The sequence below is a fragment of the Hoyosella altamirensis genome (genome assembly GCF_014191505.1).
Taxonomy (GTDB): Bacteria; Actinomycetota; Actinomycetes; order Mycobacteriales; family Mycobacteriaceae; genus Hoyosella; species Hoyosella altamirensis.
Genome location: NZ_JACHWS010000001.1, coordinates 1142357 through 1154598, shown reverse-complemented (window position 1 = coordinate 1154598; position 12242 = coordinate 1142357). Strand labels below are relative to the sequence as shown.

General features: G+C 62.3%; 16 protein-coding genes. 6 read left to right on the top strand and 10 right to left on the bottom strand.

Translation table 11 applies throughout. The features are described 5' to 3' along the window. Positions 1 to 4: 4 nt before the first annotated feature. On the bottom strand, positions 5 to 343 hold the full coding sequence (locus tag FHU29_RS05575; protein ID WP_064440899.1) for a hypothetical protein: 339 nt from the start codon (positions 341 to 343) through the stop codon (positions 5 to 7). Between the two features lie 123 nt (positions 344 to 466). Then, the gene (locus FHU29_RS05570; protein WP_157095184.1) at positions 467 to 607 is read right to left on the bottom strand and encodes a hypothetical protein; all 141 of its coding nucleotides are present in this window, start codon (positions 605 to 607) and stop codon (positions 467 to 469) included. 205 nt (positions 608 to 812) lie between these two features. Between FHU29_RS05570 and FHU29_RS05565 the strand changes: the two genes are divergently transcribed. Further along, a complete protein-coding gene (locus tag FHU29_RS05565) occupies positions 813 to 1340 on the top strand; it encodes an iron transporter (RefSeq protein ID WP_232322989.1) in 528 nt (175 codons plus the stop codon). On the opposite strand, the gene FHU29_RS05560 is transcribed toward FHU29_RS05565, so the two are convergent. Next, a complete protein-coding gene (locus FHU29_RS05560) occupies positions 1328 to 2107 on the bottom strand; it encodes a TetR/AcrR family transcriptional regulator (protein ID WP_064440901.1) in 780 nt (259 codons plus the stop codon). The genes FHU29_RS05565 and FHU29_RS05560 overlap by 13 nt on opposite strands. Before the next feature lie 81 nt (positions 2108 to 2188). Between FHU29_RS05560 and FHU29_RS05555 the strand changes: the two genes are divergently transcribed. Then, positions 2189 to 2986, top strand: coding sequence for an NAD(P)H-binding protein (locus FHU29_RS05555; RefSeq protein ID WP_064440902.1), 798 nt, complete (start codon positions 2189 to 2191; stop codon positions 2984 to 2986). A 13-nt stretch (positions 2987 to 2999) separates the two neighbouring features. Here the strand turns inward: FHU29_RS05555 and FHU29_RS05550 are convergent, their stop codons facing one another. Beyond that, positions 3000 to 3506 carry a VOC family protein gene (locus FHU29_RS05550; RefSeq protein WP_064440977.1) on the bottom strand — a complete coding sequence of 169 codons (507 nt, stop codon included), beginning with the start codon at positions 3504 to 3506 and terminating at the stop codon, positions 3000 to 3002. Between the two features lie 194 nt (positions 3507 to 3700). On the opposite strand from FHU29_RS05550, the gene FHU29_RS05545 reads away from it, so the two are divergent. Then, positions 3701 to 4495 (top strand): helix-turn-helix domain-containing protein, encoded by a 795-nt coding sequence (locus tag FHU29_RS05545; protein ID WP_064440903.1) that lies wholly within the window; start codon positions 3701 to 3703, stop codon positions 4493 to 4495. Here FHU29_RS05545 and FHU29_RS05540 read toward each other — a convergent pair. Beyond that, positions 4449 to 4997 carry an SRPBCC domain-containing protein gene (locus FHU29_RS05540; RefSeq protein ID WP_232322990.1) on the bottom strand — a complete coding sequence of 183 codons (549 nt, stop codon included), beginning with the start codon at positions 4995 to 4997 and terminating at the stop codon, positions 4449 to 4451. The genes FHU29_RS05545 and FHU29_RS05540 overlap by 47 nt on opposite strands. A 154-nt stretch (positions 4998 to 5151) precedes the next feature. Here FHU29_RS05540 and FHU29_RS05535 point away from each other — a divergent pair, with 154 nt between their 5' ends. Genes FHU29_RS05535 through FHU29_RS05525 form a run of 3 tightly spaced genes read left to right on the top strand, consistent with a single transcriptional unit; the run spans position 5152 to position 7191 of the window. Then, positions 5152 to 6096: an ABC transporter ATP-binding protein gene (locus tag FHU29_RS05535; protein WP_064440904.1), complete on the top strand. Its 945-nt coding sequence runs from the start codon at positions 5152 to 5154 to the stop codon at positions 6094 to 6096. Then, on the top strand, positions 6093 to 6947 hold the full coding sequence (locus FHU29_RS05530; protein ID WP_064440905.1) for an ABC transporter permease: 855 nt from the start codon (positions 6093 to 6095) through the stop codon (positions 6945 to 6947). The genes FHU29_RS05535 and FHU29_RS05530 overlap by 4 nt, the downstream gene beginning before the upstream one ends. A gap of 19 nt (positions 6948 to 6966) precedes the next feature. Then, a complete protein-coding gene (locus FHU29_RS05525; protein WP_013807426.1) occupies positions 6967 to 7191 on the top strand; it encodes a helix-turn-helix transcriptional regulator in 225 nt (74 codons plus the stop codon). A gap of 4 nt (positions 7192 to 7195) precedes the next feature. Here FHU29_RS05525 and FHU29_RS05520 read toward each other — a convergent pair whose 3' ends face one another. From FHU29_RS05520 to FHU29_RS05500, 5 genes are all read right to left on the bottom strand, one after another. Beyond that, on the bottom strand, positions 7196 to 7825 hold the full coding sequence (locus FHU29_RS05520) for an ABC transporter ATP-binding protein (protein ID WP_157095186.1): 630 nt from the start codon (positions 7823 to 7825) through the stop codon (positions 7196 to 7198). After that, positions 7825 to 8739, bottom strand: coding sequence for an ATP-binding cassette domain-containing protein (locus FHU29_RS05515; protein WP_064440907.1), 915 nt, complete (start codon positions 8737 to 8739; stop codon positions 7825 to 7827). Before FHU29_RS05515 ends, FHU29_RS05520 begins: the two co-directional genes overlap by 1 nt. Beyond that, the gene (locus FHU29_RS05510) at positions 8736 to 9557 is read right to left on the bottom strand and encodes an ABC transporter permease (protein ID WP_064440908.1); all 822 of its coding nucleotides are present in this window, start codon (positions 9555 to 9557) and stop codon (positions 8736 to 8738) included. Before FHU29_RS05510 ends, FHU29_RS05515 begins: the two co-directional genes overlap by 4 nt. Then, complete coding sequence (locus FHU29_RS05505) at positions 9550 to 10503, bottom strand: ABC transporter permease (protein ID WP_183377513.1); 954 nt, start codon at positions 10501 to 10503, stop codon at positions 9550 to 9552. The genes FHU29_RS05510 and FHU29_RS05505 overlap by 8 nt, the downstream gene beginning before the upstream one ends. Before the next feature lie 74 nt (positions 10504 to 10577). Continuing rightward, positions 10578 to 12188 (bottom strand): ABC transporter substrate-binding protein, encoded by a 1611-nt coding sequence (locus tag FHU29_RS05500; RefSeq protein ID WP_064440910.1) that lies wholly within the window; start codon positions 12186 to 12188, stop codon positions 10578 to 10580. Between the last annotated feature and the right edge of the window lie 54 nt (positions 12189 to 12242).

The window sequence follows — 12242 nt, the reverse complement described above, 5'->3', positions numbered from 1 at the left end:
ACGCTCACCTGTGTTGCGCTTCGACGTGCCAGCTCCGCAGCGTGAATGGCACATCACAGCTCGTCCACGACTGCTGGAAGCCCCACACATGTGGGCCGTGCCGGTCGTACGTGGTCCATGGTGCCCACCATGCCCAGCACGTCACCCTGACGCGATGCATCACGTTGGGGCCGAAACATTGTGAGTACGCGGCAGTTCCGAATACCGGGTTCGCATTGCACGTTTCATGTGCCACCGGAACTGGATTAGCCTGCACGGTTGCTGTCCCGCCGACAACCGTGGCTGCCGTGACGAAAGCAGCAGCGAACAGGCCCGCCGCGACCCGCTTGATCGCGGATTTCATGACGCCTCCTCCCGGGCCGCGCGTCGTACGCGACACGAGCGCCCGGCCCGTTCCCAAATCGAATTGATGGCACCCTACTTAGGTAGCCATACAAACATTGTATGTGATACAGGTCACATTTGATCAAGGGATTGGGCGGGAATCGAGTTCCAGGTATTCGTTCCGCCAAGGACGGAAAGTGAACAGGGTGACTTCGTCGACATTGCCACGCTGTGTTTCTATTTCGAGTTCAGCGTGAATGTCCGCAAGCAGCCCGACCGACATGTAACGACCTCTCACTCACCCGTTCGCGCCCAGAACTCCGGGCATGCTTCGATCGTCGCCGCGAAAGGCCAGCCATAGAACCCACCACAGGGGTGGTAGTTCCCCACCCTGCACGGAAATCTGCCATGATCACCGCATTCGCGAGATTCACTTTCATGGAGGCGTCCTTATGCGCGGTCGTACCTTGCTCACAGGAATCACAGCTATGTCAGCGGTTTTCACAATTTCAGGCTGCAGCAGTGATGAGGCCGCAACCGTTCCCGAGGGGGTCGTCGCGCAGTATGAGACTCTTGCGGAGGAGGTCGCGGAGCATGGCGGTCAGGTCACTGTTGACGAATGGGACATTGCTTACATCGTCGAACACGCAGAGCCATGGTTTGAGGAGCGCGATGGCCAGCAAGCGTTCCGGCCGCCCACGGGTTCTGAGACACACCATATCGAGATCGTTCCGCGTGAAGCATCAACAGGCCGGATCGTCCCTTACGTGCCGATCACGGTTGACGTCGTCACCGAGTCAGGCGATGTCGTCGACAGCAAACGCCTGAACTTCTTCTACTCGGAGTTCTTCCACTACGCGAACAATTTCACGGTTCCCGACGAGGGCACCTACAGCTTGCGAGTGACACTTGACCCGCCGACGTTCTTGCGCCATGGCGATGAGGGTGGCGCGCCCGCGCTGGCGACTGGCGCCCAAACCGAGTTCACCGGAGTTGAACTCACTCACGACGACTGATTGGCCTCATCACTGGCACCGCCGAGTCCGTCCAACAAGCACTTCAGTGCGAACTCGGCGGCGTGCGACGTCTGGCTTGTGGTTGTCTCGTCGTAGCCACCGCCCTCCCAAGCTGCCGTCATTGCGGGGTGGCGCTCAGGCTCGAAGTACTTTTCCCACAGCTCCATCCGGTCACCCCACCAGGCATCATTGCTTTGCCCGGTGACTCGTTCCAGATATGCAGCCTCAGCTTCCTCGCGCCCGATGGCATGCGCGAGCATCGTGATGGCGTGCGCAGCCGCAGTCCGCTCCCGAGGTGGGAGACTCAAGTCAGCGAGGGCCGACAAGACATATTCACTCTCGCCGAGCATTCCCGGGCCGATCGGCGGGCGCACCGTGGACACCTGCCCAAGCCACACGTGCCGCCGGTACATGCCACGCACCACATCTGCGTATCTCGTCACCTGACAGCGCCATGGCCCTTCCGCCGATGGCCATTCCGCCGTGGCGAGCACGCTGTCCACCATCAAGTCGAGAAGTTCCCCCTTCGACGGCACATACGTGTACAGCGTCATCGTGCCGACTCCGAGCTGTCCAGCCACACGGCTCATCGAAAGCGCTTCGAGGCCAAGGGCGTCGGCCACACCTATCCCCGCCGCTACCACCGCGTCAATCGTGAGACCCGGCTTGCGCCCTGCCGTCGGCGCAGCGGCATCGGTCCCCGCCGCATGACGCCAGAGCAGTGGAAGCACACGATCGGGGTCCGCTGAGCCGCTGTAGATGGTCACGGTCGGTACTCCTTCACTCCATTTTCGTATACCATACGATAAAAGGTCTTCCGTACGTCATACGAGAAAGCGATAACCTTTATGACCATTCTGGTTACGGGTGCCACAGCGAACATCGGGCGGCTCGTCGTCGATGAACTCCTTGAACTGGGCGCGACTGACATCCGCGCACTGACCGCGAACCCAGCGAAAGCTCTACTGCCCGAAGGCGTCGACATCGCGAAGGGTTACGTGGGCCGCCCCGAAACACTCACCCGGGCGCTAGCTGGTGTGGAACGGATGTATCTCGCGCCAGTGGTCGAGACTGCCGGTGCCGTTACGGCGATGGCGCGGGAGGCAGGTGTGGAACACATCGTCGACCTAGCTGGCGGCGGCTGGTGGCGTCCAGTCGAGGAAGCAGTGGAAAATTCGGGCGTGCCATGGACGCACCTCGGTCCGGGCGAATTCATGTGGAACACCGAGATCTGGGCTGATCAGATCAAGACCACCGGCGCGGTTCGCGACGCGTTCCCCGACGCCGCGAACGCACCGATCGCCGTGGAGGACATCGCCGCCGTGGCCGCCCGCACACTGACCGAAGACGGGCACATCGGCAAGGCCTACGAGCTGACCGGGCCTGAAACACTCACGAGACGCGAGATGGTGCGACAGATCGGCGAGGCACTCGGCCGGGAGATTCCGTTCATCGAAGTATCCCGCGAGGAAGCAATCGCGAACCTCATCCCCGCAATGGGCGACCAGGCTGAGTGGTACGTCGATATCCACGCGGAACTCATCGACGCACCCCAGCAGGCAAATCAGCTCGTCGAAGAACTCACGGGCAGACCAGCGATGACATTTGCGGAGTGGGCGCGCCGAAACACGAGTCTGTTCCAGTGACCTAGCTGAGCGGTCACACAGTCAACGCTTGCTGCGCTGCCCATTCCTCCACTCGGCGGGCGCTTTCCTCGTCACTGAGGTCCTCGACGCGCGTCATCACCGTCCAGCGCTGCCCGAACGGGTCAAGGATCGAGGCGAACCGGTCACCCGAGACGAAGGTCGCCAGTGGCTCGCGCACTGTCGCGCCGTGCTGGACCGCGCGTTCCACCACCTCGTCCGCATCCGGGCAATACAGTCCGATTGAATGGGTCGCCATGGCGCCCGATTGGGCGGCTAGTCCGTAGTCAGGTGACGGTTCGCCGAGTTGCAGGCGCCCTCGGCCGAAGTCCAGTTCCGCATGCACGGTCTTCCCTGACCCGTCATTGAGCCGGCTGAGAACCCTCGCGCCGAACACCGCGGTGTAGAAGTCGATCGCGTCGGCTGCTCCTTCGATTGCCAGGAAGGGTGTCAGACTCGTGAATCCGCGGGGTAAACCATTCTTTGTGTACCGGCCGTCTGCTGCTTTCGTTTGCTCGCTCATATGAGCGACGATATTGGCGCGCTTAGTAGTGACGCTTGAATATTTGCGACAGATGCGGGACCGGATGTCGGTCACGAGGATTGCTGTTTGCCCGCCTTGCAGCGACACGGCAGGCTGTCTCACGATGTGATTGTCGCGCGCAGGTGGGCAAACAGTGAGTGACCTCGCGCGGCAGTGCACGGTAAATTTCTCCCATGAACGCACCCCAAAGCCGCGGGCCGGTCAAGCTCGACCGCCGCGTCCAGATCGAGCGGCATGCCCCGTCAGCAGCTGTGGCAGACCTGGTGCGTCACTACTGGATTGCCCACTGGGCGCTGCCGCCTGGGGAGGAAGCCGTCCAGCAGGTTCTGACCTACCCCGCATGCAATATCGTGATCGAAGCCGGAGAAGCGGGGCTCTACGGTCCGTCACAAGGTCTCTCGGTGCGCACACTGAGGGGCAACTCGTCGGCCTTCGGAGTTCTCTTACGACCGTCGGCCGGACATCTGCTTACCGGGCGATCGCCAGCGGACTTCGGCGAAGCGGTGATTCCGTTGCCCGGTGGCGGGACCGACGCTGTTGCAGATGTGCGGGAGAAGTTACACCACCAGGACATCGGCGCAGCCGTGGCTGCGTTCGAGGAGTGGATCGCACCGTTTGCCGGCAACCTGACGAAAGAACACCGACTCGTCAACCGGATCGTCGACCTGGCCGAGCAATCGTCTGGTCCCACAAGGGTCGCCGACCTATCGGTGGCGGTCAACGTTAGTGAACGCACCCTGCAACGACTCGTACTTCGCGTCACAGGCGTCACCCCGAAGTGGCTCCTTCACCGGCGCCGCCTGCAAGACGCAGCGCACCTCCTGAACTCATTGCCCGGCAAGGACCTCACCGAACTGGCCGCGGAACTCGGCTACGCGGACTACGCACACTTCTCACGCGATTTCGCCGCGACCGTTGGCCTCACACCGCGACAATTCGTGGACAGTCAGTCCTCGGCAATCTCCTGACTGCTGAAATGCTCACGCTGCGCGGGATAGTAGTCCTCAAACTTCGGCTGGGGGTCCCCTCTCGGGCTGAAACCAGCATGTCGAGGTAGTACTCCCAGCCTGCTCCGACATCCCCCACGTCAATGCCTGGCTTGATGTGGTGGGCTAGGGCAAGAGTCGTGAAGCCGGTCTCCTCCCCCAGCGTGAGGCTGATTTGCCACGCGGCAGATTCATCCTCACCCATGAGAAGTGCCAGATCCAGCCTGTGGGGAGGCTCGCACCGCACAATCCGGGCGTCACACCAGGGTTGCCCCTCCTCGAAGAGCATCTGCACGCTGATGGATGCTCCCGCTCGCGGTTCGTCACCGTCGCTGGTCTTCCACGGGCCGTACCACCGCTCAGTTCGATCGCTGTCCGTGATGCTCGACCAGACGTCACTGATCGGTGCGGGAAATGTCCGCTTGATGACGAGTTCCGTGCGGTCAGATGCCCTCACGAGCCGCCCGGTGGGTGTAGGTGCCATGCCGGTTTCCTTCCTCGGATGTTTGACGCGCTTAGTCCGGTATACCTCGGTTCCCTCCACCTCAAGCATCCAGAAATTTCGACTGTACGAGTCTCGCTACTTTAGATAGTATGTCTACTATCATTTTGAGCAGTTCAACTATGAGAGAGGCTCCATGCCGAACCGGGTACCCGAGCTTGCACCAGTCCTGGAGGTCCGCGATCTGCGGATGCGGTACGGGACAGTTGATGTTCTTGACGGTGTGACCTTCTCCGCTTACCGGGGAGAAGTTGTTGCGCTTCTGGGCCCAAACGGGGCAGGAAAGACAACCACAATCGAGATCCTCGAAGGATTCCGTATCCGGTCAGCCGGCGACGCCACTGTCTTGGGTATCGACCCCGCCTCAGGTGATGAAGATTGGCGCGCCCGCACGGGTGTCGTGCTGCAATCATGGCGCGACCACGCACGGTGGCGAGTCCGGGCGCTGCTGGAGAATCTCGGACGCTTTTACGAGCCGTACTCCACCCCCGAAAAGGCACGTCCGTACCAGGTAGACGAACTCCTCGAGATGGTCGGACTCACCGAGCACGCGAACAAAAAGATCGGCACCCTTTCCGGCGGTCAGCGTCGGCGCCTCGATGTTGCGATCGGAATCGTCGGTCGCCCCGAAGTCCTCTTCCTCGACGAACCAACCGCCGGTTTCGACCCGCAGGCGCGGCGCGAGTTCCACGACTTGATCCACCGACTCACGGACTTCGAAGACACCACGATTCTGCTCACAACACACGATCTTGCTGAGGCTGAGAAGCTGGCGGACAGAGTGCTCATCCTCGCCGGAGGACGGATCGTGGCGGATGGGACACCCGAACAACTCGCTCGATCGGTCGCTCGTGACGCGGAAGTGCGGTGGACGCGTGGGGGCGAGCATTTCCTGCACGCAACGTCGGAACCGACACGTTTCGCACGCGAGCTCTTTGCCCAATGGGGCGACGACATCGATGATCTTGAAATCCGGCGCACGAACCTCGAAGACACCTACCTGACCATGGTGCAGCGCTACGAATCCGGCGCACCAACCGCGAAAACCGACTTCATGCCGATAGCCGAGGAGGCTTTGTGAACCCGCACCTTCATGCCGTCCGCGCAGGACTGGGCCGCGGATGGATAGAGTTCCTCAACAGCCTCCGAAGCCCCCAGGACCTGGGGTATTACCTGTTCTTCGGAGCGGGCGTCCTCGTCTACCTGTACTTCAACCGCAACTCCGCGGTCGAGGGCACCGACCTTCTCTACCCTGCGGTTGCGCTGCCGAGCATCCTGGGTGCGCTTATCGCGTTCGGAGCCTACATCGGTCCGATGTACGCTCTCGCGGTCGAACGTGAAGACGGAACGCTGCTGCGCGCGAAAGCGACGCCACACGGGATGACCGGGTACGTCAGCGGACAGGTGCTGTTCCAGTCCGTCAGTGCGATACCAATGCTCGCGATCCTCATTATTCCGGGGCTGTTCCTGTTCGATGGCTTCGCCGCGCAGGGTGTGGGGTCCTGGCTGGCTGTTCTCGGACTGATCGTGCTTGGGCTGCTCGCGGTGCTTCCAATTGGCATTGTGGTCGGTTCATTGATCAAGAGCCCTAACAAGATCGGCACGTGGGGCATGCTCCCCATGATCATCATGTTCGGTATCTCCGGCATTTTCTTTCCGCTCCAAGCACTATGGGGCTGGGTTCAGGTTGTCGCCCAGTTCCTGCCGATGTACTGGCTCGGTCTCGGTATGCGTTCTGCGCTCCTCCCCGGTGACGCTGTCGCCCTCGAGATCGGCGAATCGTGGCGCACTATCGAAATGATCGGCGTACTCGGTCTCTGGGCTGTCATCGGGCTGCTGTTGACCCCGGTAGTACTGCGCCGAGTGGCTCGGAGACAATCAGGTTCAGCTGTAGAGGCAGGCAAGCAGCGCGCGATGCAAATGTACCAGTAAGGGGCCGACGATTACCGCCGTGAGCGACACCATCTACAACCGGATTGCCGTGCTCCGTGTGGAGCGCGGCATCTCCCGGCGTGAACTCTCCGAGGCCCTCGGTGTGCACTATCAGACCATTGGATACCTCGAAAGAGGCGAATACAGTCCGAGCCTGCACCTTGCTCTCCGGATCGCTGCTTTCTTCGGTGTGCCCGTAGAGGTCGTTTTCTCGACGGAGCCGTTCCAGCGCATCGGACAGTAAGACATCACCACTGTGCGTGGTGTGAATCGCCGAGACGTTCGACCCGAGTGCAGCACACCGCTAGAAGGTCCTCGTCGTGACTGATGAGGAGCACGCCTGCCGCACTGTCCGCGGCGTAGCTCACCAGTGTTCGCACAATACGCGCGGTCGTCGCGGCATCGAGCATGGATGTTGCTTCGTCACACAGCAGGTAGGCAGGCTGCTGCGCGAGCGCCCGTCCGACACACGCGCGCTGCAGCTGGCCATCACTTACCTCGTGGGGCTTGCGGCTCAGCAAGTCCCGGGTGAGACCTACGCCGAAAGCAAGCTCGGCCACATCCACGCGCCGTCTTGCGATCACAGCTGGTTCCGCGATGATCTGTGCGAGCGTGAACCGCGGGTTCGTCGCTACTCGAGGGGACTGGAAAACCATCGCGACTCCCCCGCGCTGCCGGCCCAACGGTTTCCGGTCGAGCGTCACTGTGCCCGCGGCCGGCCGCAATAACCCTGACAGCACCCGCGCGAGCGTCGTCTTACCCGAGCCTGACTCGCCCGCGAGGCCCACCACCTCTGTTCGTTCGAGCGTGAAGTCGACATCGTTGAGGACGGGTGCCGCCCGCTTGTAGCCTGCTGTTACTGCCGTTGCGGCGAGCATCAGATGCTCCGCTCCCTGACCGTGCGATTACCGCGCGTGACGAGTGTTGTTGGTGCCCCAGCGTAAGCACAGACGTCAGGCAGGTCCGTGAGTGCCGGCGTCATTCGCGGAAGGGGTTTCAGTCCACGTTGGGGCAGCGCCGCAAGCAGCCCGCCGGTGTATTCGTGCCACGGGTCGACGAGGACGTCGCGCGCTGGCCCTGTCTCGACGATGCGTGAGGCGTACATGATCGCCAGCGTGTCCGCCACGTCTTTTCGCAGCAGCGCACCGAGATCATGTGTGATCAGCAACACTGCGGCACCTGCATCTGCGCACTCGCGCAGCAGATCGAGAACCTGGTCTGTTCGGCGCCGGTCGAGACTCGCGGTGGGTTCGTCGGCAACGATCACGGCGGGATCACCCGCCAGCGCTGCGGCGATTGCCGCCCGCTGCACCAGGCCACCCGAAAGTTCGTGCGGGTACGAATCCAGCGATTCAGTTGGAAGCCCCACCCGCTGGGCAAGATCCTCTGTGCAGTGCGGCGATTGGAGCGCCGCTATCGTCTCGTCGAGCTGCGACCTTATGGTTCGGACCGGGGTGAAATGTGTCGACGACGACTGCGGCACCAAGGCGGTGTGGCGGCCGCGGTGAGCGCTGGCTCCTGTCAGCACGTTCACAGCCTCGCCGCCGATACGCACCATCACCTTCCCCGTGACGACAGCGTTGCGCGGCAGCATTCGCATCACCGCGCTCGCCACGATCGATTTGCCACAGCCTGATTCGCCAGCCAGCACTGTGATGCTGCCGCTCGGGACATCGAGACTCACGCCGGTTGTCGCATGAACGGTGGTGTTCTGCGAGAGCGGAATACGGACGGTGAGATCCTGGACAACCAGACCGCTCTCGACCTGAACTGCAACATCTGTGAGGGTCATCGCGGCACCTTCGACGGTTTCGGTGGGACAGTGAGCGTGCGCAGCGCCGACCCCGCAACTGCGACCGACACAGTAGTGATGACGAGAACTCCAGCCGGGAACACGAGCGTCCACCAGCCACCCAGCAGCAGCGAACTGCGTGCCTCCTCCAGAAGAGTTCCCAGGCTCGGCTCGTGCGGGGGCAATCCGAACCCCAGGAAGGACAGCGTCGACTCGTGCCAGACCGCGTGCGGGAGCAGCAGAACAACCGCGATCAGCGCTTGCGGAGCGACCGCTGGCACAATGTGCGTCCGCAATACGTGCAGCTTCGATGCACCCGCCAGGATTGCCGCGCTGATGTACTCGCGCTCACGGAGACTCAGCGCTTCAGAACGCACGATGCGGGCGACCTGCACCCAGTGAGTTAGCGCGATCGACAGCACGATCGCGACGATGTTCCCGCGGAAGAGCGCAACAATCACGATACCGAGTAGCAAGTGCGGCAGCGCATTTGCTACATCTGCCAAGCGCATGACGATGCGATCGATCCAGCCGCCGGCCAGCGCGGACACAGTCCCGACGAGCACGCCGATCAGGGTGGCCAGCAGTGCGGACGCGAGCGCCACCAGCAGTGACGTACGGATCGCGGAAGCGATGCGCACGAAAAGATCCCGGCCCGCGGAATCCGTGCCGAACCAGAACTCCGCCGACGGTGCTCGCCTCGCGGCCGCGAAGTTCGTCACCCGATCGTTCACGTCACTAACCCACGGCACGAGAACGGCGTACGCGATGACCATCCCAAGGATGGCAAGGCAGATGTAGAGGCGTCGTTTAGCCATCGGCCTTCACCCTCGGATCTAGGAGGACGTAGGCGATGTCGGCAAGCAACGAGCCAACCAGGACCGCGCAGGTCGTGCCCACTGTGAGGATCGCCAGTAGCGGCATGTCCAGATCCCGGGCGGACTGGACGAGCGCCCCCGCAGCACCCGGCCAGGAAAAAATCTCCTCAACAAGCACCGCACCGACAACGACCTCAGGCAATCGCACCCCGATAATGGTCACGAACGGAGCCAGCGAAGTCGGCAGGATGTGGCGACGAGTGATTGTCCGCATGTCCACCCCGCGCGCGACCGCTCCTGCAACGTAGTCCTCGCCGCGGTTGACCGATACCGATTCGCGCACCGCAAGAAGCGCCCAGGGAAGCTGCGAGACCGCCAGGACAGCGGCAGGCAAGACTAGGTGTCGTGCGACCTGCCCGAACGTGGGGTCCGCACCGGCGTCGGTGAGGCCAGCTGGAGGCAGCCACCCCAGCCCCACTGCGAAAATACCGATCGCTGCGAGCGCGAGGACGAACGGCGGCAGTCCCTGAATGACGATGCAGGCTGCTGCGATCGCCCGATCGATGACACCGCCGCGGTGCATCCCTGCCCACACACCGACAGCCAGCGCGATAAGAACAGACGCTGTCATCCCCACGGAAACCAGAAGAATCGTCCACGGGATCCGTTCAGTGAGCACCTGCGCCACTGGCTGACTGAAGCTTCGCGACATTCCCAGGTCACCAGTCATTACGGCGTGCAGCCACGAGAAATAGAGTTCGTACCACGGCGTATGAAGGCCCAACTGGTCCGCGATCAGTGCCTTGTCCGCTTCGGTGGTCGTCATGTACCGGTTACCCAGGTAGCCAGCCAGTGGATCGAACGGAGACGCGGCCGCAGCAGCGAATAGGCCTGCGGAGACGCCGCCGAGCACGGGAACGAACAACAGCAGCCGGTACATGATCATCGTCTGCAGGCCCCGGTTGCGGTACCGCCGTCTCCGGGGGTGCCGCGGCGCACGCGCACGGACGGCAAGGGTGGTCATCGCGATCGCGTCCAGGTATTTACCGACCACCACGGTCCCCACGTCACGCCATGTGAGTGCGGTTCGAGAACAGGAGGTGGCTTCGCCCAGTCCGAGTCCCTGGAAACGTACACGTGGTCGAGGAAAGCAAGGAATACGTAGCTTGGGTCATCGATATAGGCCTCCTGCACAACGCGGTACGCGGTCGCGCGTTCGACAGGATCAGTGCTGCGCCGAGCCCGGTCGAGTTCTTCGTCGACTACCGCGTTCGCGTGACGACTCGCGTTGTCGTAGACACTCCCTACATCAGGCTCGAGGTACGCCGAATGAAGAGTCTTGTAGGCCTGCGTATCGGGATCGAAGGGTTCATCGCCGCCGCCGATGAGAATCGCATCAGTGTCGATCCGGGGCGTGATCCGGTCCCAGGAGAGGGCTTCGAGGCTGACCTCCACACCGATCGCGAGGGCATCTGATGCGAAGGCCTGGGACAGATCCCGCCTGACTGTGTCAGCAGAGTTGTACATCACTGTGAACTCGGCCCGCTGACCGTCTTTCACCCGTATCCCGTCCGGTCCCCGCTCCCAGCCCGCCTCATCAAGCAATCTCCCCGCCAACTCAGGGTCATGGGAAAACGTGGCCGCAGGGTTGTGCGCGTCCCCGTACACCTCAGGGAACGGTGTATAGGCAGCACGACCGTGACCAGCTAAAATGTTGTCGATCATCATGTTTCGGTTGACTGCGTGGTTCAGAGCCTGGCGCAAGGCTGGGTCGCCGGTGACGAGGTCGCCCGTCGGCATCGATACACCCCGCCAGTCAGCAGACTTGCTGGCTTGGACGGACATGTCCTCGCGGTCCGCAAACGTCGCGGCCAGTTGGGGCGGCAGGCTCGTTCCGTCGAACTCGCCGGTGGCCATCCGCTGAGCACGAGTGTTGTCGTCGGGGACGTACAGGAGCGTGATCCGTTCCACCTCCGGCGTACCGCCCCAGTAGTCCTCGTTAGCCTCGAGCACGGCTCGATCTGGAGACAGCCCAGTCAGCCGGTAAGGACCCGTTCCAATCGGATCGCTGTTGAGGGATGATTCAGCGGCGAGCCCCCGTTCCGCGACCGACTCCGACGGCACAATCCCGATGAGCAGTTTCGTCGGGAAGGCGGCATAAGAATACGCAAGCGTAAAACGTACGGTCGTTTCGTCCAGCGCTTCGACCGCCTCAATCATGTCGAACGAGGAGCGCACTTCAGAGGCTGAGGCGGGATCGAGGATCGAGGTGTAGGTTGCGACGACATCCTCGGCACCGAAAGCTGAGCCGTCGTGGAAACTCACGCCCTCGCGAAGGGTGACAGTCCACGATGTGGCGTCGCTGTTGGGTTCGGGGAGTTCTGCGGCGAGCGCAGGCTCGAAGCCCGGCAACCCTTCCCCACCACTGAGTCGCAGCAGTCCGTCGTACATCTTCGCTTCCCCTGCTGGCCCATAGCCCGCAACTGGGTTGTAGCCGCCAAGTGCGTGGCCATCGGCGAGAACAATTGTCTGGGAGGCAGATTCAGCTGCTTGTGTCCCGCATCCAGTGAGAACGACTGTGAGTGCGCAGGTTGCGGCTCCTGCGGCACGGACGGGCGTACTCACAATCACGGGTCACCCTCTCATCTGTACAGATGTTCAGATGTTTATCGTAACTCCGCGGTG

Excerpts from the sequence above, each read along its gene's own strand:
- FHU29_RS05515 (WP_064440907.1), bottom strand. The coding sequence starts at position 8,739 with ATGACCCTCACAGATGTTGCAGTTCAGGTCGAGAGCGGTCTGGTTGTC.
- FHU29_RS05545 (WP_064440903.1), top strand. The coding sequence starts at position 3,701 with ATGAACGCACCCCAAAGCCGCGGGCCGGTCAAGCTCGACCGCCGCGTC.
- FHU29_RS05520 (WP_157095186.1), bottom strand. The coding sequence starts at position 7,825 with ATGCTCGCCGCAACGGCAGTAACAGCAGGCTACAAGCGGGCGGCACCC.
- FHU29_RS05510 (WP_064440908.1), bottom strand. The coding sequence starts at position 9,557 with ATGGCTAAACGACGCCTCTACATCTGCCTTGCCATCCTTGGGATGGTC.
- FHU29_RS05555 (WP_064440902.1), top strand. The coding sequence starts at position 2,189 with ATGACCATTCTGGTTACGGGTGCCACAGCGAACATCGGGCGGCTCGTC.
- FHU29_RS05505 (WP_183377513.1), bottom strand. The coding sequence starts at position 10,503 with ATGATCATGTACCGGCTGCTGTTGTTCGTTCCCGTGCTCGGCGGCGTC.
- FHU29_RS05535 (WP_064440904.1), top strand. The coding sequence starts at position 5,152 with ATGCCGAACCGGGTACCCGAGCTTGCACCAGTCCTGGAGGTCCGCGAT.
- FHU29_RS05565 (WP_232322989.1), top strand. The coding sequence starts at position 813 with ATGTCAGCGGTTTTCACAATTTCAGGCTGCAGCAGTGATGAGGCCGCA.
- FHU29_RS05575 (WP_064440899.1), bottom strand. The coding sequence starts at position 343 with ATGAAATCCGCGATCAAGCGGGTCGCGGCGGGCCTGTTCGCTGCTGCT.
- FHU29_RS05570 (WP_157095184.1), bottom strand. The coding sequence starts at position 607 with ATGTCGGTCGGGCTGCTTGCGGACATTCACGCTGAACTCGAAATAGAA.
- FHU29_RS05540 (WP_232322990.1), bottom strand. The coding sequence starts at position 4,997 with ATGGCACCTACACCCACCGGGCGGCTCGTGAGGGCATCTGACCGCACG.
- FHU29_RS05550 (WP_064440977.1), bottom strand. The coding sequence starts at position 3,506 with ATGAGCGAGCAAACGAAAGCAGCAGACGGCCGGTACACAAAGAATGGT.